Raw genomic sequence first — 20913 nt, forward strand, 5'->3', positions numbered from 1 at the left:
GATCATGAAACTGGGAATATACACTAACTTTCGAATCGACCAGGATGACCGAGGTGTCGTAACTGCTTGGCTGGACGTGCCCAACAAGCCGCTGAATGTGTTGACCGAGTCGGTCATGGAAGAACTGAGCACTATAGTAGGATCGATCGAAAGATCCCAAGACGTCAGTCTGTTTATATTGCGAAGCGGCAAGGAGAGCGGGTTCTTGGCTGGCGCCGATGTTCACGTGTTGGCAAACGTAACTTCCGTCAAACGAGCTGGTGAGCTAGTAGATGCTGGCCAAGCACTTTTCAATCGTATCGAAGGTCTCAAAATCCCAACGATTGCGATGATTGACGGGGTCTGCCTTGGCGGCGGGTTAGAACTCGCGCTTGCATGTCGCTATCGAATCGCACGAAATAGTAGTTCAACTCAACTGGGCCTACCTGAAATCAAGCTCGGAATTATACCAGGCTGGGGCGGTACACAACGGCTGCCAAGACGCATCGGATTATCGACCGCACTATCGATGATTATGAAAGGTGAACTGATCGATGCGAAGAAAGCGGGAAGAATTGGTCTCGTCGATAGAGTTGCAGAACCACAACACGGGGATGTCGCCGTGGCCGAGTTCGTCGACGAAATCCTCGGAAATGATAAGCAGTCCAACAGCAATGGTCGCTCGAAGCTCTGGACCAAGCTACTTGATAAAACATATCTTGGTCGTCGCCTAGTTCTCCGACTTGCCGCACGCAGTATCGAAAGAAAGCAAGTTCACTATCCTGCTCTTCGGTCTGCGCTAACTGCGATTAGAGCAGGATTGCGAGATCGTAATGCTGGACTCGCGCAGGAACGAAACGAATTTACATCACTGTTGTTGACACCGACGTGCCGCAACTTGCTCGATATATTTTTTGCAAGGGAGAGGGCGCGTCAGATTAAAACATGGACGTCAAGCGCGATGGCTGTGGTTCATGAATCCCCAATTGCTAAAGTTGGGATCATCGGTGCAGGTGCGATGGGAGCAGGCATCGGTCAATTGGCTGCTTATCGCGGGTTCACTGTCGTGTTAAAAGAAGTCAATGCAGAGGCCGCAGAAGCAGGTCGACGCCGTATTGAAGGTCTGATCGACGATCTTGCAGTCCACAAAAAATGGTCAGTTGAAGAACGCTCTGATGTTCGAAGTCGAATCAACATTACTTGCGAAGACGACGATCTGATGGACGCTGATCTGATTATTGAAGCAGTGGTTGAACGAGAAGATGTGAAGTGCAAACTCTTCCAGTCGCTTGATCGGTTCGTTTACAAAAGCACGATACTGGCGAGCAACACTTCATCGCTTTCTGTTACCAAAATGGCCAATGCGACGATGAATGCAAGTCGCGTGGCTGGCCTGCACTTTTTCAACCCTGTCCATCGCATGGAGTTGGTAGAGATCGTCAAGACAAATTCGACTGACGATCGCACAGTGGCGCGACTTGCTACGTTTACTCGTGCGTTGGGGAAGACGCCCATTGTGACTACCGATTCACCTGGCTTTCTCGTCAATCGCGTGCTGTTCCCTTACTTGGGCGAGGCGGCGATGATGGTTTGCGAAGGGTATGATATCGAAACGATTGATCGAGAGATTCGACATTTTGGTATGCCGATGGGCCCGCTTGAGTTGCTTGACCAAGTCGGAATTGATGTCGCATTTCATGTAGCAGGTTCTCTAGGAACGATCCTTGTTGGGCTAGAGCCGGTTGTAGATTTTCTCGGCGATATGGTCAAACGCGGAGAGATCGGGAAGAAAGCTGACAAAGGGTTCTATACGTATCGCAATGAGAAACGTCGAAAGGCGACAAGCTTTTATCATACCGTGGCAAGTGGCCAAAGATTTGTCTTACCCGAGCTTCGAGTTGACGGCCTAACGGCAATACAGAGGCGGCTGATTTACCCAATGTTGGTCGAGACGATGCGATGTATGCAAGAACATGTTGTCGAGCACAAGTGGGCAGCTGATCTGGCCATGGTGCTGGGAACAGGGTTTGCGCCTCATCGCGGTGGCCCGCTGCACGTCATCGATTCGATTTGCCCACATGTGCTAAAAAGCAATCTTCGTCATTTAGAATCACAGTTTGGAAAGCGATTCGCCGCTCCTGCGCTGTTAGATACTATGGCCGATGGAAACGCACGCTTTTTCGACTCGAATCCGATCGCCACGGCAGCTTCGCAGTTAATTCAACACTAAGAACATCTTTCGGCTGGCCGCTCGACGAGCGACCGAAACAACAGCAGACGGAAAATCGTATTGACTTTGTCCTAACATCCAAGTCCTGGAGGAAGAGATCATGAGCCTTGATATCAATCATGCAAGTCCTGCGTCCAACAGTGATGATGCAAATGTTTATGTCGGCGGAACTGCGAAAGTTGCCGTGAAAGCGGACTCGAAGTCTAGCGGTGTGACTGCGGCGAAAGAGTCGTTCGCTGAAGTCGCTCTGCGGCTTGGTGGGGCGTCGGATGAAGAAGCAAAGCGTACGGGGGTTCTAGATACGGCCGATGATCAAGTTGAGGATCTCTTTGAAGCTCGCTATAAGACAATTAACAGCCCGATTCACCGAGCCGTCTGGGACCGAACGGTCGAAACGGACTTGTTCGGCAGTCACGAATTGGTGAATGATCAAGAGGTAACGCGAGTCGTTGAAAGTTCGCTCGCCGTCGTAAGGCGACATTTGGCCGACAACACGTTGTTGAACAGTAATGGAAAGATATCCGACCAAGTTCTTTCGGAGCTTGGTGTCGCTGGGTACTGGGGGCTGTTAGTCGGCAAAGAGTATGGCGGCAGCGGTGCGACCATGCGGCAATTTGCCAAGATGATCACACGAATGGCCATGATCGAGCCAACGGTTGCCGGACTCGCTTCGGTCCACGGATGCATCGGCGCGGTCGATCCAGTACGAGCGTTTGGCACCGATGAGCAAAAACGACGATTCCTGCCTGGGCTGGGCGATGGATCGCGACTTTCGGCCTTTGCGCTGACAGAGCCCGGCGCTGGCAGTGATCTTACCGCTTTAAAGACGACCGCCGTCCGCGATGGTGATTACTACCTAATTAACGGTGAAAAGCTATTCATCACCAATGCGATTCCTGGACGAACCATCGGGCTTGTTTGTAAGATCGACCACAAGCCGAGCGTATTGATCGTCGATTTGCCAGAGCATGAAGACGAGACTTTCAAGGTGAATCGCTACGGTATTTATGCTCTTCGTCGGGCTCATAACAATGGTCTGGTATTTAAGAATTTTCGAGTTCCCGCCGCCAATCTACTGAATCCGGTACGCGGCGACGGCCTTACCATTGCTTACCACGGATTAAACCTTGGCCGGATCTCGCTGTGCGCGAATGCAGCTGGCACCATGCGCTGGATGCTGGCCGAGATGCTACCTTGGGCTGCCTACCGCGAGACATATGGTCAAGCAATCAGTAAACGAGAGCTTGTACGACGACGTGTGGGCCGCATGGCTGGGTTGATCGTTGCATGCGACGCATTAACGCAATGGTGCGCGAGTCTTATCGACGAAGGCTATCGAGGGGAAATGGAATGCATTATTGCAAAAATCTTTGGCAGCGAAGCACAAAAGGAAGCTGCAATTGAGCTATTTATGAAGACTCTTGGCGGCAGATCGTTTCTGCATGGTCACTTATTCGGAGACAATGTGCATGAGTTCCTGGCCCCTTGCATTTATGAAGGCGAAGGAGAAATGCTGGGGATGGCGTTTTTCAAATCGCTTGTGAAGCACCATGGCCAAGAGTACTTCGAATCGATTGGTCGAACGCTGCACGATCTAGGTGTCCGTCAACCCAACTTGGTTAATCCCATGCATCTTTGGGCGTTACGTAAGCCAATGGCGAATTATGCGAAGTGGTTCCTGGGCAGGTCTCTGCGTGGTACGAAATGGAGCAAAACTGGATCAATGCCGCCTGTTTTACGTGCGCATGTGCGTTATGCTCAAAGGCTGCTCAGTGGATCGGGCCTTACGATTAGCGGCACGATGCGAAAGCATCAACTTAAGCTTGCAGATCGACAATGCCGAATGTCAGAGCTCTCAACGACTCTACAGAACGCCGTTGTGATTCTTGTCACGAGTCTCTATGCGGCGCGATCGAAAGATCCAATTACAATTGCCGCCGCCGATGTAGCTTGTCGCGATCTTCGTCGAAAGATTGACGGCGAAGCAATCTCTGATCGCGATTTCCGAAGCTTGACCGAGTTAGGTGCAAAAATTGCCGAGTCTGGATGGGACGAACTGAGTGGTGTTAGTGTTTCGAAAATTATGATGCCATACAAATGAGAGGTGCTGCGATGATCTGGCAAAATAGAAACGTGTGCGATGATTCTCGCGCAATCGTAGAGCGAAGACAGCCACGGTCGGCCGTAATTGCACTCGGTGGCGGTGGCGCGCGAGGACTTGCTCATTTGGGAGCCATGGAAGTGATCGGCGAATCAGGTGTTCGAACCGAGCGAATCGTTGGGGTTAGTATGGGCAGTTTGGTTGGTGCTATGTGTGCACTCGAACCAAATATTCGGCTCGTGCAGACCAGAGCGATTGAACTCCTGAATTCGCCGACCTTCCAAGCCAAGCAACACTTGTTATTTGGTGACCAAAAGTCGAAGTCCGTGGATGAAGAGGTTGGATTTTTTGCTTGGTATAGCAGGATCCGTCAATTTGTTTCTGCACATCGACGTTTTAACCGAGCCGTTACGGCCCCAGCCCTGATGCCTCGGGTTGGGATTTGGGAAGTCATCGAGTATCTGTTGCCGGATATTGATTTGCAGGATCTTCCAACGCCGCTAAGTATCGTGTGCGCGGATCTGTTAAGTGGACATCGAATTGTGCTAGAAAAGGGATCACTGCGAGAAGCTGTACTTGCATCGTCTGCTATCCCGGGCATCTTTCCGCCGGTACATTGGGGTAAAATGTTGTTATGCGATATCGGTGTCTTTGATTCGCTTCCCAATACAATAGCTCGGTCGTACGCTAGTGATTTGACAATCGGGGTTGATGTGGGCAAGGAGCGTACGGCGATTCATGAATGCAACACGGCGCTTGATGTCATGATGCGCATGCAAGACATTGGGGAACAATTACTGCGTCGGCATATACGTGGTAACGCGGATATAGTTATCCGTCCAGATGTCGGACATGTGCCTTGGTTCGATTTCGATAATCCCGACGATCTGATTGACGCGGGTCGAATTGCGGCACATAAAACGATGGCCGCGTTCTGGAAAAAAGAAAAGCAACAGACGCTTTTGGCCAGCTTAAGCAATCATGATCGTGAGGAGCTATTGCGAGAGAGCTATCCACATGCAATCTAACGCTTGAGAGTTCGCGAAAGCAGGTCAAAGACCATGGTGTATGCAAGATGCGCGATTGCAGGATTGTACCTTGGACCTTCGTCACGCATAAACGCATGCTCGCCGTTGAACTCATGCCAAGTAAAGTTAACATTGGCGGCTGTCATGGCGTCATATATCAGCCGCCTGCCTTCTGTCGGTATATGAGGATCTTGCCTGCCCCATATCATTAGCATTTCGCCTTGAATTTCTGCCATGCGATCCAGCGAATTGTCCGACATGCCCGCGCCCAGGCTGCGCTTGTGTATATCGGTCGCGTAGAAGCAAATCCCGGCACTAACCTCGGGATTCATCGCAGCCCGAAAAGCGAGATGACCACCTAAGCAAATGCCCATTGCGGCAATCGCTCCGGTACAAGCGTGTGAATTCTTAAGGTGAGCGATTAAGGCCTTCGCATCATCATCGTATTGGGAGACAGGCTTGGTCGTCTTAAGTCGGTTGCCGCGGTCAGTCCCTTCCTGGTCGTACGCGAACGCTTCGCTTGGCTCGGCATACTCGTGGTAGACCTCAGGCACCGCGACCAAGTAGCCTTGGCCTGCAAGATACGCTGCTGTACGAGCGATCGGGCCGGTCATCTGATAGATCTCGGAGTACAGCATCACCGCCGGAACCGGGTGTGGGCTCAGAGGACGGAACAAATGCGTCCGCATCGGCCCTGTTGGCGTTTCAATGTCGACAAATTTGTTAGGTTCAATTTTCATAATGTCCCTCGTTCCCAGGCTCTGCCTGGGAACGCGCTGCCTTGGAGGCTCTGCCTCTCTTTTGCAGGTTGGTTAAACGATTGAAATCCGCCGGCAGAGCCTGCAGTGCACTGGGTTACCAGGCGGAGCCAGGTAACCAGGAATCGGTCCTCTCGTTCCCAGGCTCTGTCAGGGAACGCACTGCCTTGGAGGCTCTGCCTCTCTTTTGCAGGTTGGTTAAGCTATTGAAATCCGCAGGCAGAGCCTGCAGTGCATTGGGTTACCAGGCGGAGCCAGGTAACCAGGAATCGTTCGTCTCGTTCCCAGGCTCTGCCTGGGAACGCACTGCCTTGGAGGCTCCGCCTCTCTTCTGCAGGTTGATTAAGCGATTGAAATCCGCAGGCGGAGCCTGCAGTGCACTGGGTTACCAGGCGGAGCCAGGTAACCAGGAATCGGTCCTCTCGTTCCCAGGCTCTGCCTGGGAACGCACTGCCTTGGAGGCTCCGCCTCTCTTCTGCAGGTTGATTAAGCGATTGAAATCCGCAGGCAGAGCCTGCAGTGCACTGGTTACCAGGCGGAGCCTGGTAACCAGGTACTAAGCTCCCCTCGTTCCGAGGGATTCAATGTTACTTGCGAGGCGAGTAATCGGTTGGCACCAGAAAGCGCACCTCGTATCCATTGCCTGGTTTAGCTGTCTGCGGAGGGCCCCCTTTGGTCGCATTGTAATTATCCATAAAACCGCGGAAGGTCTTAAAGAATGCAGTCCATGATTCCTTCGAAGTTTCGCGATCCTTGTGAGCCAACAAATAGATGAAGGCGCTATCGTCGGAAGCTTTCCAGAATTTGACTGTTTCCATGCCTGCGTCTTTGAAAAGCTGAACTTCACCCGAAGCGAATCGATCGACGGTGAACGGCACGCGATCTGGTCCATCGTTATAATGTCGCAATTCGTATAGCTTGGCAGGTGCATCGGAGTCGTGATTGGCTGGCCAGTCCATGTTAGAGAATTCTGTTTCAGTCATGAAGATGACTCGTGGTGGTTCTGCCAACAGTTTGCCATCGACTTCGGATTTATCGCGAGCGGCCTGCCATTCCGGGTCAGCTCCGAAGGCTTTCCACGACGCGTCCTTGGAGGCTTGATCTTTGTGAGCAACGATATAGATCAACAAGTTTTCAGCTTTATCTCCATCGATTTTGTCGCCTTCGGAAACTGTCCAGTAGATAATGTTTTCCATGCCATGCTTTTCAAAAAGCTTGACCGTATGATCGCGGAAGCGGGCGTTGAGTGCAGCCAGTTTGCCCGGTGCGGCGACGTAGAAACGTAGTTCGTAAATCTTGCTAGAGGCGGATGCTTCGTTGTCAGCTTGAGCCGTTTGGCTTCCCGCAAATACGAGTGTTGTTAACGCAAGCATCGCGAGTAGTCGCGATGCAGCGGCTTGTAACGTTTTCATGTGTGGTCCTATGGAAAAATAAATGGAAACAGTTTTCGATACGCATGCCGAAGGCTAAATGCGGAGGCGGCGGTTAAAGCTATTTGGTATGCCGCGATGAATGAGAACTCAGTCAAGCGAGCAACTCGTCAACCTTCAAGAACATTAGAATCTGCCCGTTTGCTCGCTACAAGCAGGCAGAATCATACATTTTTACTGGCTAATTTGTGACGCTTTTGGCGTGATCTACCAAGCACTCGCGTTCTATGCAGAACCTTCATTTCAAAGGCCGTCCGCGCGTGATACGCTATCTTTGTTCTTATTCGGCTCCAATAGTAATCCGGCGTCTCGCGCGAGGCCTTTTGCAATCTTGCCTGTTTTCATGCGGCCGATGATCGAGGGATTTAACCACATGCGGCGATAAGATCGTCGCGTTTGATTTCAGAACAAAAGCCATGTATCGTAGCGAATGAAAGTCGGCTTGATTAGGAACAGAATAAATAACTGCCTGAGGACAGTGACGAAGTTCATTGTTTGACTCGGCCTGCAGCCGCGATGTTTTGCTTAGTTTGCGATTGGAAAAACAATGGGAATAGGTCGAAGAGAATTCTTAACAATCTTTGGCACTATTCTCGCAAAGCTTGCGCTCGCTAGTTCTTCAGCTGCTGGACGGCACGATGATTTATATTTAAATCGCCGCTTAGGAATAGCGTTTCGCTGCCCGGAAGGCTGGGATTTCTGTCAGTTGGAAAGTATGGGAGAAATACAAAACGGGCAACTTTTAGACGTGGATAGCGAGGAATCGAACGCTGCAATTCTTAAGGCTCTTGACTTACCATTTGTTGCGATATCCCCAAAGAACTCTTCTAATATTTGCGTGCAAATATATTTGGCAAGTCATCCAGATCAACTTGATCTAGCTCACGAGCTAATGAAGATAGCATTCAATCGACCCAATGCAGTCTCTCTAGAGCTTCAGTTTACGAAGGCCTTAAGGATCATTAGACGCGACCTGCAAATTTCAAGAGGGTTACTTAAAGCTTTTAAGATTACAGATCTGCCTTCACAATCGAACTTATCGGGATGCCCCTCGGCAGAATATACAAGCGAATACGATTTCGAACATGAACGAATGACAGGCTATCGCCGTGTGCGCGTAAGAACGATTGCGATCGAGCACCACCAACGCTTCTATTTGGTTCGGTTGATTAGCGATGCTTCCTGGCCGTTTGACTTCAATTCGTTTGTGGATGGCATAAAATTAATGTAAGTCAGCGTTACGCGACGGGATCGAATTCACGTGATTCCGGTTGTTGCAATTCAGCTTAGCAGTGCCTGTACGACATTTCCATGGACGTCGGTGAGTCGGTAGTCGCGGCCTTGGAATCGGTAGGTGAGGCGGGTGTGATCAAAGCCGAGCAAGTGCAAGATGGTCGCTTGTAAGTCATGCACATGAACTGGGTTCTCTGTTACCGAAAAACCTAACTCGTCAGTGCTTCCGTGGTTGAATCCAGATTTGACGCCTCCGCCAGCCATCCACATGGTAAAACAGTCTGGGTAATGATCGCGCCCGAGAACATCGCTCGCAGCGGTACGGCCTTCACGAAAAGGAGTTCTGCCGAACTCGCCACCCCAGACAACGAGCGTATCTTCCAATAAGCCTCGCTGTTTCAAATCCTCGATCAAGGCGCTGACGGGTTTGTCCATCGTCGCACATTTCTTTGTTAATCCAGCACCGATGTCTTCTGCAGGATTGGTACCGTGAAAGTCCCAGCCCCAATCGAAAAGCTGCACAAACCGAACGCCTGACTCCACTAGACGTCTCGCAAGTAAGCAATTGTTCGCGAGACTGTTTTCGCCGGGCACAGCACCGTAGGCGTCCAACGTCGTCTGAGTTTCACGAGTAATGTCCATCACTTCTGGAACACTGGTTTGCATACGAAAAGCCAGCTCATACTGGGAGATCCGCGTCTGCGTCTCGGGATGCCCCATCTGTTTGGCTTGAAGCTGGTTAAGCTCGGATAAAGTGTCAAGCGTAAGTCGACGCATGGCCGCGTCCATGCCAGGTGGATTCGAGGCGAACAAAACCGGATCACCCTTGGAGCGGCACTGGATCCCCTGGAAAACGCTTGGCAAAAAACCACTGCCGAACGAACTCTTGCCGCCGTTGGGTTGGACTCCACTGGAGATCAGCACCACAAATGCTGGTAAGTTATCGTTCTCGGAGCCTAACCCGTAGGTTACCCAAGAGCCAACCGACGGACGACCAGACCTTGGGGAGCCAGTATGAATCAACAGTTCGGCGGGAGCATGATTGAACTGGTCGGTGTATATGGAGTGGACGAGGCAAACATCATCAACCACTCGTTGCATATTCGGAACAGCGGCGGAAAGCCACGTTCCCGATTGGCCGTACTGGGCAAACGATTGAGGTGTGCCCAAAAGTTTGGGCACTCCGGAGGTAAATGCGAACTCGCGCCCCTTCAAAAACGATTCTGGACAATCTTCGCCACTGCGCCGCACGAGTTCGGGTTTGTAGTCGAACATATCGAGATTGGGCGGAGAGCCTGTCATATGCAGGTAGATGACTCGCTTGGCTCTCGGTGTAAAATGTGGTTGGTGTGATCCGTGGCCTTGCGAGTCACCAGCGGAGGTGTCTCGACCAAGGAGTCCACCCAAGGCTAACGCTCCGATACCTAACGCACTATCGCGCAAGAAGTATCGCCGCGTGCTTTGATGTATGTTTTCCATGAACGGGTTCATATCGGCCCTTACCGCTTCATCAATACTTCGTCTAAATTCAAAATCACGTTGCAAACGGCGGTCCACGCCGCTGCTTCGGCCGGATCAGTCGTCTCTGGCAGAGGCCCAAGCGGGTCAGTTGCAAGCAGTTGAGCCGCCTTTAGGTCATTTCGATAGACCTCTCGCGCACGAACTAGCAGTCTTTGCAATGAATCGACTTCTTCTTGCCCCGCTGAGCGCGATGTTGCTTGCATGAAAGCATGCTGTAGTCCCGCCGTGTCGCTTGATTCGTGGCGGGCTACCTCAAGGCAACGGCGAGAAAGTGCCTGCGCAGCTTCCACAAACACGGGGTCGTTTAGCGTCACCAAGGCTTGCAACGGCGTATTGGTGCTATCGCGGCGGAGCGTGCAAACTTCGCGGCTTGGCGCATCAAACGTGGCCATGGATGGATAGGGATTCGAGCGTCGCCAAGTTGTATAGAGTCCGCGCCGATAACGGTCTTCCCCGTCGCTCGTCGTCCAATCGGTGTCGCTGCCAAACGCGGCTTTGAGCCCGAGGTTTGGCTGCGGAGGTCGCACTGGTGGCCCGCCTAGCTTTGTGGACAGCAGCCCTGCGGCGGCGAGCGCTTGATCGCGTACCATTTCCGCGGAAAGGCGAACGCGAGGGCCCCTGCTTAACCAAATGTTCTCCCCGTCGAGCTCCAGTTGTTCCGGCGTAACCTTCGAGGATTGTTGGTACGTCTCGCTGGTAACGATTGTACGCAGCATCCATTTATTGTCCCATCCTGATTCGAGAAACTCTACCGCGAGCCAGTCAAGTAGTTCTGGATGCGTTGGAGCATCACCCTGCGATCCAAACTCTTCGCTAGTCCTCACAATGCCAATTCCGAAGAGCGATTCCCAGAGTCGGTTGACCCATACGCGAGCTGTCAAAGGATTGCAATCGTCAACAATCCAGTTCGCTAAATCGAGTCGCGTGAACGTATCGGCGGCGTTTTCAGATGTTAAACGTCGCGACGGTTCGTGGAATGCCGCTGGAAAACCGGGTTCAACGGGATTTCCAAGCGACTTGTAATTGCCACGTAGCTGTACAAAAGTACTTCGCGATTGTTCTGCAAGTACTTCTCGCATTACTGGAACAGTGGTAAGTGGTAATATCGCATCCAATTGAGCTTTCAAAGATGTACGAAGCTCTTCGTCAGCGTCTTGCTGGCTGAGCTCTTCCAATCGCAACGAAAGCTTGCGTTTCCCGTCACGTTGCGCAGGAGTATAGATTTCGAGGACTGGCGCTTCGTCAGTTCGGTCAGCATCTTGCGACTGGTTGAAGATTGCGAACAGCTTAAAATACTCATCCTGCGTGAATGGATCATATTTATGAGTGTGGCATTGGGCGCAAGTGAACGTTACCCCCATCCAGACGGCCATGGTTGTGTTGACCCGATCCACGATTGCGACATTCCGGAACTCTTCGTCGTTGGTTCCGCCTTCGTTATTGGTTAACGTGTTGCGATGAAAGGCGGTAGCAACCAGCTGCGATTCGGTTGGATTTGGTAGCAAGTCTCCGGCGAGTTGGTCAACTGTGAACTGATCGATGGGCATATTGTTGTTTAGGGCTTGAACAACCCAGTCGCGGTAGGCCCAAATTGTTCGCGAAGGGTCGTCGGCATAGCCAGCGGAATCCGCGTACCGAGCTAAATCGAGCCATTTCCGCGCCCAGTGCTCACCGTAAGCAGGTGACGCCAGCAAACGATCGACTTGACGTTCATACGCATCATGGGATGTATCAAGCTCGAAGGCATGCACTTCATCTGGCGTTGGAGGGAGTCCCGTAAGGTCGAGAGTCACCCGCCGCAGCAATTCCGCGCGACTCGACCGCTCCGAAGGCTTAAGCCCACGCTCAACGAGTTTCTGTAGGACGAAGAGATCGATAGGATGCTGCAGCCACGTTGAGACACTGGTTGATTCAAAATTAATCTGAGATGGAAGCGGGGCTTCTGGTCGCACGGGCGCAACAAAGGACCAATGTTTGGGCATGACCGCGCCTTCTAAGACCCACTCCTTCAGCAGTGCTTGCTCTTCAGCAGACAGCGCTGCACCGAACTCAGGTGGTGGCATTCGGAGTCCAGCATCCGTTGCCTCGATTCGGACAAGCATTTCGCTCTTGTCTGGCTCATGGGCAACAATTGGTACTTTCCCCGAATCAGCAGAGGCAAAAGCGGAATTCGTGTCGTCAAAACGAAAGCCTCCAGATCGTTGCTGTTCGTCGGGACCATGGCACGCGAAACATCGATTGGACAGGAGTGAGCGAGCTTTTTGTCCGAGCGAGTCATCAGCAGTAGAAGTTTGAACTGCTAGTGGAATCAATATTAGGGACAGGTGCAGTCGTACAAGCAAGCGTCGTGAGATCATTGCTTACAATTGGCCAAGGCGGTAGGGAAGGGGGCGGGATGCGCCCATTCTACCTGGAAAATCCGCTCATCGATATTTTCCAAAGCGACTATTTTCCATTGATAGGGCCAATATATTCCGTAGCCACGACGACATCGTCGAACCACACGCGGTTCTCGTGACCTTCGGTTCCCTTGGTAAGGTATAAATAAAGCCACACAAAGTTCACGTTCAGCTCGCTGGACGTGCGGAACTGGAATCCTTCGAAGGGTTCTCCGCCGACGTCAATGACAGTTGCATCGGCCGATTCAGATTGCGAATTCCAGCGTAGCGACCGACCACCTTCTCCCGGGTAGAATTTGTCGTACATCCATTTGCCTTTTGGAAATCCCGCTCCAAGATGGCTGACTTGCTGGCCGTCGATCCATAGAGCCATTTCACCATTCGAGCTGCCTACATCGTTCATGCGGATCATCTGTTCAATGCAAATCCATTGCCCGCGACCAACCTTCAAGTCATCGCGTTGAATAAATGAATTGCCCCAAGTCTGACCGCGCGGGGGACTGCCTCGCATTTCGTGCCAGTAAGTGTAATAGTCCCAACGCCATGCTGCACCGAAAGGTTCGATCCCAACCCAGAAAGAGCGGTCGCCTTGCGTTGGAAAACCAGCCTTAACCGTCGGCCACGCCGTGGAAGGATTATTCCCGCCGACACATGTGCCAAAATGATGCACCTCTTCGCAGTCTTCGGCAAACTTGACGTAATATCTGGCGTGAATTTTCTCATAGCCTTGATCGAGCCGACGATAAAGGTCTGCTCCGGTGCCAAGTTCTGCTCGCTGTGAGAAAAGCATCGAATGGCGACCTCCACTGGACGAAGGAACGTCGTCACTGAAATGCATAATTTCTGGGTCGCGGACGGTTTCCCATCGCCGGCCAAGCTCGGTGATTGCGGTATTCTCGAAATTTTCTGCGAAGACTACGCGAGAGTCGCTTTCGATACCTTCATCTCGGGTGTAGCCGCTCGCAATGCCTTGGGAAAGGTTGGCATCGGTTTCGGCTTTCACTTGAAAAGCACTCGATAAACTCACCGAGATCGCGAGTAGGATTAAGCGAATTTGCATAGGAATGTCCGAAATCGGCTGAATGCGAATGAAAAATAACTGAACAAAGCTTGCTGGGAAAACAATGATGGTCATCGCTCGCGCTGGCTGCTAGAATCAGGATGCTACTGTAACTAGTTTGAGTTCGTAATCGACAAAGCTAACTGATCTATGAAGTCTCGCAAATCAACAATTTCCCCTTTTGCAGAAGAGCAGCGACGGCGTTTTCAGTTCTCGTTGCGAACCATTTTCATGTTGATGTGCGTGTTTGCGATCGCCACCACGACCATAACACTTGGATTGCGAACGCCTGAAATTGCTCGAGAAGTTTCGATATGGACCGGAGTTACCGATCTCAGTAAAGGGAGTTCGTCGCGATTCTCACAGTTGATGTTTTCAATATTTTGCTATACAGCTCCGCTGATGTTGGCGTTGTTCGTTCAGATCTTTCTGAAGAGCTATCGTTTTTATCTATCGCGCCGCGAACGTTATGCGTTAGAAACACCTGCCGATCCATTCGCTGACGACTAGAAGGTCGAACTACTCACTGATTTCTGCGCGGACCTCTTTCAGCCGCTGCTCGGAAGCATTCAGTTGATCGGTGCGTGTCTCGAGCCCAAATTCGCGCATCACATCGGCAACCTTTATGTCGGCGGAGCGGCTCTCCAAGATGCTCCATTCTTCTTCTGCTAATGTGGTAATTGCAATCTTACGGCCATACTTTGCCTCGATATCGGCAAACTTTTGCACCGAGGGCCAAGTGTGGAGGAAGGCTCGTTCCAAATTGATAGGAACGCAAACTGCGGGTTCCCAGTGATTCGTACCTGCAAGAACTTCTCCGGTCCAATCGCAGATCATGGAGCGGCTCTTATTCGTACTGGTTATCACGGGATAGCGGTGTGACCAAGCCTTGCCTTGTATTGATCGGCCACCGGCAAAGGCAGAAGGCCAGAAGACGAGATCGACGCCAGCGTCCATCAGCTTCTTCCAGCCGTCATTCCATTCAACGTCATAACATATTTGAATGCCAATTTTGCCAAAGTCGGTTTCAATCACAGCCGGCTCCACCGACCCTGGCAGCACGCCATCATTCATTTCGCCGGTGGTCGGATGAATCTTGCGATATTCGCCAACGACTTCGCCAGATCGATCGATCACGAAAGCGGAATTGTAGAGCTTTCCATTGTCGGCGGAAAATGTGGGGCAGATAAGGTAGCAGCGGTGCTTGCGAGCGAACTGGACACACGCTGCCAGCGACTCTCTATGAACCTCTTCTGTCTTCGCAGAGAAGCTTGGCTCCTGCATCGAAATCGAAGTGGATGCGAAAGTTTCAGGCAGACAGATAACGTCAGGATTCTTCCCTACTAGCGTTTCAGCTCGAGCAAGGACTGCATCGATCATCTCTTTGGCGGATGAAAATCGCAAACCTTCCTGAGCGACAGTGCCAACCCAGACCTCGCGAGGCAATCTCGCTGGTAGGTCTGCGTCTTGCGCGTAAGAATCGTTCGGAAGGCCGTGAGATAACACCAAGGTGCCAAATACGATCGCATGAATCAAATTTCGATTGAACATATTCGTCCTCAGAGATGACTAGCAGCGCTACTGGCTATCGGAAAGGCCAGCGGAGTTCGACACAAATGCAATTTGCTTTCCGTCCGGTGACCAAGAAGGGACATTCATTGTACCTTGACCGCCATAAACGTAAGCAAGTACCTTGGCCGGTCCACCTTCGATCGGCATATGACGTATTGTTACATGCTTGTAAAATGGATGGTCGTTCGGATCGATGTCTGCTGGGAAAGCGATATACACAAACGATTTCCCGTCAGGTGAAAAATGTGGAAACCAATTGTTATACTCGTCGTCAGTCACTTGCGTTTGTTCAGTGCCGTCAGCGTTCATCTTCCAGATCTGCATCTTGCCAGTTCGCGATGAATTAAAGTAGATCGCCTTTCCATCTGGCGTAATCTCCGCGCCGTCGTCAAGTCCAGCTGTCGCAGTCAGATTCGTTTCTTTGCCGCCCGTAACCGGAACTTGAAAGATATCAAACTCGCCATTGCGTTGGCCCGTAAAAATTAAAGATTGTCCATCAGGCGTCCAACTGTGCAGGTAAGAATGATCTGCGGAAGATGTCACTTGCTTGGGGGTGCCTCCGGTTACCGGTAGCGTGAATATCGTTGATTTACGGTCAGGCCCGGTGCTGCTGCTGATTCCAAGTTGCTTGCCGTCAAAACTCAGCACATGGTCATTGTTGTTGTTGACGACTTCCCCAGTATTTAGTTCCTTCGCAGATTTATTCTGGAGGTTGAACGTGTACAGCTTGCCGTTTCGATTGTAGATAAGTTGCTTTCCATCGACGGTCCAATTTGGAGCTTGAATCGAATCGCTCGCAGTAGCTAACACTTGCCGATGCCCCGTTTCAACATCCAGCAATTCAAGACGGCTGCCAATGTAGTCGCGATAGGGGCGAAAGTCAGCGGCGGCCGGAACCGAAATTCGAACGTTGCTGAAAACCGCCTTTTCCAGCACGCTTGGGTTGTGCGAGCAAATAAACAGACCAACATAAACTTCGTCGCCAAGATCTAAGCTCAAATCCAAAGACGCGTTGGGCTCGGAGCCGCTCGAGCTCAGTGGGTTGCCTTTATTTGCAACTGCGGCGGTGTAATTGTTTCCAGTTCGGGATAGTTGGATTACGTCGGGAAGATTGTTTTCTGATTGAATTTGTTCGGTGATTCCGCCCTTGGTCCGACGAAACTGCATCGACGTCAACGAGCCGTCTCCATGGATAGCGATGTCAACGTACGGCGAGTCTTCCTCAAGCGTCGACCGCACGATACAGCCAATTTTCCGATGCGGGTCACGATTAGGGTCGGCTTCTTCATCGATGAAGTTTGCATTTGCTCGCAAAATGAAATCGCCTGTCATCTTCTTCCAGACGAAATGAAATTCATCGGTTTCTGCCCACATATTTGTACCTGCACCATGCAGTTCGTACGTTTGCTGTTTTTCATCGAACATCGCAGCCCCGGCGATTGCGGGTCCACCGATGTCGCCATGTTGTATAAATTCGCCAACGGAAGACTCCTGCGCGGTAAGTTGGCTGCAAAAAAGGAATACCGTCCAAATAGTCCCGATTAGAAGTCTTTTCATTGTGATTGTTTAATTGAGAGGTTAGGGGATAGTAAAATTCTATTCTGTTGGACTGGTCGTCAGTTTGATTCGAATCCGTCGATATTCAACTTGACCACGATCGCCTTCGAAACCGATCGGCCCGACGGCGGGCACCGCAAAAGCAGGCTCGATCACTTCGTCATTACACGAGCAGAGGGCAAATCCGCCCTTTACTTCGACGGTCAAATCATTCCAGTCCAATGCTTTGTAATGTTGAAGTTCTGAATATGGGCCAGCTAACAAATAGTCGCGACACTGCAGTTGTGGACCACGGAGAAATACGCCGCTGTCGGCATTTGGTGTTGCCCGGAATTGGAGCTTGAGGATGAAATCGCCTTTAATATCGTTCGTAGTATAGATTTGCTGAATCTTTCTACCTTCGGCGGGCGTCGTGACAACCAATCGACCATTCTTTGCAATGTACCGTCCGTCTGGGCTGGTTGCTGTGTTTGTAAAGTCGATCGGCTCCGTAATGATGGGCCACTCTGGGCGTCCTTTCCAACCATCTCTCGATCGCAATTGTTCTGCTGAAGTGGGGCGATATCCCCAGCCTGTCAGGTCCGCACCGTTGAAGAGACTTGTAAAACCTTCCTCGATTCTGAAATCATCCTGAGGTGGTTCAGTCAGTCCCAATGTTTCAAAAACAGGAACCAACGCCCCAGCCCATTTCTGATAGCCGGCAGAATTCGGATGGAGCAAGTCGGGAAACTCCTCGATTTTGGCATCCCCGTTCTTGTCGGCAAACAAAGTCCAAGTATCCAAGACGGTGACTTGTCCGTTCCCGCCCACAGCGTCGGTTACCAATTCGTTGATGCGTTTAATTTTATCAGCAGGGCGTTTCTTCTGAGCGGAGCTTGGAAACACATTGCATATGATTATTGGCATTGCTTTGTTATGCTTTTCCAGAGCAGCAATGATAAGACCAATATTATCTCGCACCGATTCGGGATCGGCTCCTTCTTCCAGATCGTTCGTGCCCATTAATAGCACAACAGCTTTCGGGTCAAGCGCGAGCACATCTTGCTCCAGGCGGATCAACATTCCGCGAGTCGTATCGCCGCTGATTCCGCGGTTTGCAAATTTCACATTTTTGAACACATTGTCAAAGTTTTCTCCCCATCCTTGCGTTATTGAGTCGCCAAGAAACACGACGGCATGCTGATCAAATTCAGCGGTTTGCTGCCACGTAGTGCGCCTTTGATTCCACAGGTCTTTAAACCAATCGTAACGCCGAATCGGGCCCGTGCCAGGAAGGCCTTCATCAGTTTCTGGAATCGCAAGGTTATTTGGGGCGTTAGAATTCTCCTGTGCTAGCGTGGTTGTGCCACAAAGAACAAGGCCAAACAAAAGAGCAAAGAATATTCGCATGGTATTTCAAGTCGCCATCATCAAAAAGTTGTTCGCTAATAAGCTTTTACCATCATGTCCGCCCACAAGACATGGTTTCAATCTGCACCGAAGATTTCAATCTTGCTGAGGTCGATTTCGATTTTCTCGCCTTTCAACTTCTCGAAGGCCGTTTTCTGTTCTTCAGTTAAGACTTCCATTGCCCAACCCTCACGATCGGATACCAATTCCTCTGCCGTTTTGATTTTTTGCTTCAGCGGCAATGACTGAAAACCCTCGATAGCATCAAACAAGTCCGCACGAGCGTCATCGGCGGCTTGCTCAAGTTGCTTGTTCTGTTCGGGCGTAATCTTGAGTTCTGTGACGACGGACTCATCCAATATTAACGAACTGCTGTTAACTTGGAGATAGATCTCTCGCATCCGCTTCTTTTGCTGTTCGGTCAATGCGTCGAGCAAGGAGGCATGGGACGATTCATAAAGCTTGGTGATATCCGTTGCTAGTTGCTCGAAGTCACCCTGAAAGTTCTCTAAGATCGCGGTCCGCTCTTCGTTCATCTTTTTCTCAAGCTGGGCGACTTTTTCTTTGGTGTCAGCATCTAATTTCAAGTCGTTCGAAACTTCATCTAGCACAATGAGGCTAACCGACGGGATCGTCCCGTACATTCGACGATTGACTTTTTCTTGTGCCAGCAACAGATCTCCAAGCAGAAGAATCAGTGCGGTCGAGAGCGCAAACATGTGCAGACTTCGATACAACAACTTCATTTCTGTCGATCTCCACGGGGCTGTATGTAGTTCAACTTTGGCAGGTACGCAAACATTCGAAACGATCGCTCGCATCGACCATTGTACACACTATTGCGGCTGGCAAGTTACCGGACTTGTTTTCGTCGCTGGATTGAATAATGCTTATTTCTGTGACGGTAGCGGCGCCGCGGCCGATTCGCAATCTGTTACGATTGAACATAGTCGTCATCTAAACGAACATACGTTTTTCACAGGGGCCCATATAAAATGCGTCGACTTTATCCTCTCGCCTATTTTCTTGGCATACTTGCTTTTACAAATGTAAATTTGCTCGCGCAAGATTCGAAAACGCTTCAACCCAGACCGCAGGTAAGTTATCCGCTGGGCGTCGATTCGAAGATCGAAGGAGATTTAAAGGGCAAGCTTGAAGGGCCTTTCCTCTTCAAGAGCGACATTATCAAAGACACGGTTCGCAAATACTGGGTCTATGTACCGCCGCAGTACAAGGCAGACGAACCAGCCGCAGTGCTTGTCTTTCAAGATGGTGCCCGCGCAACGAATCCAAACGGAGTGCTGCGAGTTCAAAACGTACTTGAAAATTTGATTGAGAAAAAACAGATACCGGTAACGATCGGAATATTTATCACTCCGGGGCAACGAGGTGATGGGTTCCCTGACGACATCGGTACAGGAAATCCGAATAATCGGGATCGCGAATACGATGTACTCGACGATACCTATGCTCGCTTCATCGTCGATGAGATGCTGCCTGAGGTCGGCAAGAAGTACAATTTATCAAAAGACCCTGCCGCTAGAGCGATTGGCGGGAGCAGCAGCGGAGCGATTTGCGCATTTACCGTGGCTTGGCATCGTCCTGACCAGTTTCGCAACGTGATCAGCATGATCGGCAGCTTTACTGATATTCACGGCGGTCACGTTTATCCAGACTTGATTCTTGAAAGCGACCCGAAGCCGATTCGAATCTTCCTGCAAGACGGTGTCAATGACAATCGGAGCCCACAGAACACCGATCGCGATTGGTACTTGCAGAATCAGAAGATGAAGGCTGCGCTGGAAAAGAAGGGCTATGACATGGCCTTCGTTCTCGGTGAAGGCGGACATTCCGACGATCACGGCGGAGCGATGCTGCCGCAGATGTTACGATGGGTTTGGCGAGACTACCCAGGCGTCGTGTCCCCCGAAAACGACATGGTAGCCGAAGCCGCAGCGATCGAACCACAAGTCCAAGATCCATTTCCCAACTTTGATGCGACAGCCAAAACCGACCCAACAGGCGTTTGGACATGGGAGCGTCGCGGTGGTAACAATTCTTCTGTCTCAACTTTGACCATTCAAGGCAGCGAGCCAAACTATAGTGGCTCAATTTCGACTCAACGAGGCGACGATGCACCGACGGTCTCAGAGATCTCCAACGTCATGCTCGAAGGCAACAAGCTTTCGTTCGAGACTGTGACGCGTTTTCGGGATACGGAAATGCCCACTACGATGGCCGGTATTATCGATGGCGATAGCATTCGCGGTTGGACGATGACTTCGTTTGGCGGGAACCAACGCGATAACCGCTGGCAAGCAGAACGCAAATCGGAACAGACCGATTTCACTGGTGAATGGATATTTAAAGTCGCTCGACGGGATGGCAGTACTTCCGAATCGACGCTAAGTCTTCAAAAAGAGGGCGAGAGCTATAAGGGCACTTACAACAGTCAGTTTTTCGGCGAAAACCCAGTGAAAAACGTAACTGTGAAGTCCAACGTGCTTGAGTTTGATGTCGAGTTCGAGCGCGATGGAAATCCAATGACGTTCGCGTACAGTCTTCGCAAGAATGGCGAAAAGTTTGAAGGAGTTATCACATCGGACTTCGGCGGACAGACTAACGAGACTGCGTTTGAAGTTGAACGCAAGTAGCT

Annotated in this window: 15 protein-coding genes; 6 read left to right on the plus strand and 9 right to left on the minus strand. The window is 50.9% G+C overall.

What is annotated here, in order from left to right:
• Positions 1–4 precede the first annotated feature (4 nt).
• The 3 genes from SH451x_RS07710 to SH451x_RS07720 all read left to right on the plus strand — a co-directional run bounded on the left by SH451x_RS07710 (position 5) and on the right by SH451x_RS07720 (position 5338).
• Positions 5–2209: a 3-hydroxyacyl-CoA dehydrogenase NAD-binding domain-containing protein gene (locus SH451x_RS07710; protein ID WP_479361867.1), complete on the plus strand. Its 2205-nt coding sequence runs from the start codon at positions 5–7 to the stop codon at positions 2207–2209.
• A gap of 100 nt (positions 2210–2309) precedes the next feature.
• The gene (locus SH451x_RS07715; RefSeq protein WP_479361868.1) at positions 2310–4310 is read left to right on the plus strand and encodes an acyl-CoA dehydrogenase family protein; all 2001 of its coding nucleotides are present in this window, start codon (positions 2310–2312) and stop codon (positions 4308–4310) included.
• A gap of 11 nt (positions 4311–4321) precedes the next feature.
• Entirely contained in the window at positions 4322–5338 is a 1017-nt protein-coding gene (locus SH451x_RS07720) for a patatin-like phospholipase family protein (protein ID WP_479361869.1), read from the plus strand.
• Here the strand turns inward: SH451x_RS07720 and SH451x_RS07725 are convergent.
• Together SH451x_RS07725 and SH451x_RS07730 are read right to left on the minus strand one after the other, a co-directional pair.
• The gene (locus SH451x_RS07725) at positions 5335–6078 is read right to left on the minus strand and encodes a dienelactone hydrolase family protein (protein ID WP_479361870.1); all 744 of its coding nucleotides are present in this window, start codon (positions 6076–6078) and stop codon (positions 5335–5337) included. The genes SH451x_RS07720 and SH451x_RS07725 overlap by 4 nt on opposite strands.
• 605 nt (positions 6079–6683) lie before the next feature.
• Positions 6684–7508, minus strand: a complete 825-nt coding sequence (locus SH451x_RS07730) for an NIPSNAP family protein (protein ID WP_479361871.1) — start codon at positions 7506–7508, stop codon at positions 6684–6686.
• A 565-nt stretch (positions 7509–8073) separates the two neighbouring features.
• Between SH451x_RS07730 and SH451x_RS07735 the strand changes: the two genes are divergently transcribed.
• Positions 8074–8757: a hypothetical protein gene (locus tag SH451x_RS07735; protein WP_479361872.1), complete on the plus strand. Its 684-nt coding sequence runs from the start codon at positions 8074–8076 to the stop codon at positions 8755–8757.
• Positions 8758–8807: 50 nt separating this feature from the next.
• On the opposite strand, the gene SH451x_RS07740 is transcribed toward SH451x_RS07735, so the two are convergent.
• The 3 genes from SH451x_RS07740 to SH451x_RS07750 all read right to left on the minus strand — a co-directional run bounded on the left by SH451x_RS07740 (position 8808) and on the right by SH451x_RS07750 (position 13739).
• Entirely contained in the window at positions 8808–10238 is a 1431-nt protein-coding gene (locus tag SH451x_RS07740; protein ID WP_479361873.1) for a DUF1501 domain-containing protein, read from the minus strand.
• A gap of 20 nt (positions 10239–10258) precedes the next feature.
• The gene (locus SH451x_RS07745; RefSeq protein ID WP_479361874.1) at positions 10259–12637 is read right to left on the minus strand and encodes a PSD1 and planctomycete cytochrome C domain-containing protein; all 2379 of its coding nucleotides are present in this window, start codon (positions 12635–12637) and stop codon (positions 10259–10261) included.
• Positions 12638–12725: 88 nt separating this feature from the next.
• Positions 12726–13739, minus strand: coding sequence for a polysaccharide lyase (locus tag SH451x_RS07750; RefSeq protein ID WP_479361875.1), 1014 nt, complete (start codon positions 13737–13739; stop codon positions 12726–12728).
• Between the two features lie 150 nt (positions 13740–13889).
• Here SH451x_RS07750 and SH451x_RS07755 point away from each other — a divergent pair, with 150 nt between their 5' ends.
• A complete protein-coding gene (locus tag SH451x_RS07755; protein WP_479361876.1) occupies positions 13890–14249 on the plus strand; it encodes a hypothetical protein in 360 nt (119 codons plus the stop codon).
• A gap of 9 nt (positions 14250–14258) precedes the next feature.
• Here the strand turns inward: SH451x_RS07755 and SH451x_RS07760 are convergent, their stop codons facing one another.
• From SH451x_RS07760 to SH451x_RS07775, 4 genes are all read right to left on the minus strand, one after another.
• Positions 14259–15290: a carbon-nitrogen hydrolase family protein gene (locus SH451x_RS07760; RefSeq protein WP_479361877.1), complete on the minus strand. Its 1032-nt coding sequence runs from the start codon at positions 15288–15290 to the stop codon at positions 14259–14261.
• Positions 15291–15317: 27 nt separating this feature from the next.
• A complete protein-coding gene (locus SH451x_RS07765) occupies positions 15318–16868 on the minus strand; it encodes a TolB family protein (protein ID WP_479361878.1) in 1551 nt (516 codons plus the stop codon).
• Positions 16869–16907: 39 nt separating this feature from the next.
• Complete coding sequence (locus SH451x_RS07770) at positions 16908–18257, minus strand: GDSL-type esterase/lipase family protein (protein WP_479361879.1); 1350 nt, start codon at positions 18255–18257, stop codon at positions 16908–16910.
• Between the two features lie 77 nt (positions 18258–18334).
• Positions 18335–19003, minus strand: a complete 669-nt coding sequence (locus SH451x_RS07775; RefSeq protein WP_479361880.1) for a hypothetical protein — start codon at positions 19001–19003, stop codon at positions 18335–18337.
• A gap of 249 nt (positions 19004–19252) precedes the next feature.
• On the opposite strand from SH451x_RS07775, the gene SH451x_RS07780 reads away from it, so the two are divergent.
• Complete coding sequence (locus SH451x_RS07780) at positions 19253–20911, plus strand: alpha/beta hydrolase (protein WP_479361881.1); 1659 nt, start codon at positions 19253–19255, stop codon at positions 20909–20911.
• The last annotated feature ends 2 nt before the right edge of the window (positions 20912–20913 follow it).

Source organism: Njordella aestuarii, assembly GCF_056494165.1.

What these genes read in the sequence shown, in the direction of transcription:
- SH451x_RS07710 (WP_479361867.1), top strand. Translation starts at nt 5, where the DNA reads ATGAAACTGGGAATATACACTAACTTTCGAATCGACCAGGATGACCGA.
- SH451x_RS07715 (WP_479361868.1), top strand. Translation starts at nt 2,310, where the DNA reads ATGAGCCTTGATATCAATCATGCAAGTCCTGCGTCCAACAGTGATGAT.
- SH451x_RS07720 (WP_479361869.1), top strand. Translation starts at nt 4,322, where the DNA reads ATGATCTGGCAAAATAGAAACGTGTGCGATGATTCTCGCGCAATCGTA.
- SH451x_RS07725 (WP_479361870.1), bottom strand. Translation starts at nt 6,078, where the DNA reads ATGAAAATTGAACCTAACAAATTTGTCGACATTGAAACGCCAACAGGG.
- SH451x_RS07730 (WP_479361871.1), bottom strand. Translation starts at nt 7,508, where the DNA reads ATGAAAACGTTACAAGCCGCTGCATCGCGACTACTCGCGATGCTTGCG.
- SH451x_RS07735 (WP_479361872.1), top strand. Translation starts at nt 8,074, where the DNA reads ATGGGAATAGGTCGAAGAGAATTCTTAACAATCTTTGGCACTATTCTC.
- SH451x_RS07740 (WP_479361873.1), bottom strand. Translation starts at nt 10,238, where the DNA reads ATGGAAAACATACATCAAAGCACGCGGCGATACTTCTTGCGCGATAGT.
- SH451x_RS07745 (WP_479361874.1), bottom strand. Translation starts at nt 12,637, where the DNA reads ATGATCTCACGACGCTTGCTTGTACGACTGCACCTGTCCCTAATATTG.
- SH451x_RS07750 (WP_479361875.1), bottom strand. Translation starts at nt 13,739, where the DNA reads ATGCAAATTCGCTTAATCCTACTCGCGATCTCGGTGAGTTTATCGAGT.
- SH451x_RS07755 (WP_479361876.1), top strand. Translation starts at nt 13,890, where the DNA reads ATGAAGTCTCGCAAATCAACAATTTCCCCTTTTGCAGAAGAGCAGCGA.
- SH451x_RS07760 (WP_479361877.1), bottom strand. Translation starts at nt 15,290, where the DNA reads ATGTTCAATCGAAATTTGATTCATGCGATCGTATTTGGCACCTTGGTG.
- SH451x_RS07765 (WP_479361878.1), bottom strand. Translation starts at nt 16,868, where the DNA reads ATGAAAAGACTTCTAATCGGGACTATTTGGACGGTATTCCTTTTTTGC.
- SH451x_RS07770 (WP_479361879.1), bottom strand. Translation starts at nt 18,257, where the DNA reads ATGCGAATATTCTTTGCTCTTTTGTTTGGCCTTGTTCTTTGTGGCACA.
- SH451x_RS07775 (WP_479361880.1), bottom strand. Translation starts at nt 19,003, where the DNA reads ATGAAGTTGTTGTATCGAAGTCTGCACATGTTTGCGCTCTCGACCGCA.
- SH451x_RS07780 (WP_479361881.1), top strand. Translation starts at nt 19,253, where the DNA reads ATGCGTCGACTTTATCCTCTCGCCTATTTTCTTGGCATACTTGCTTTT.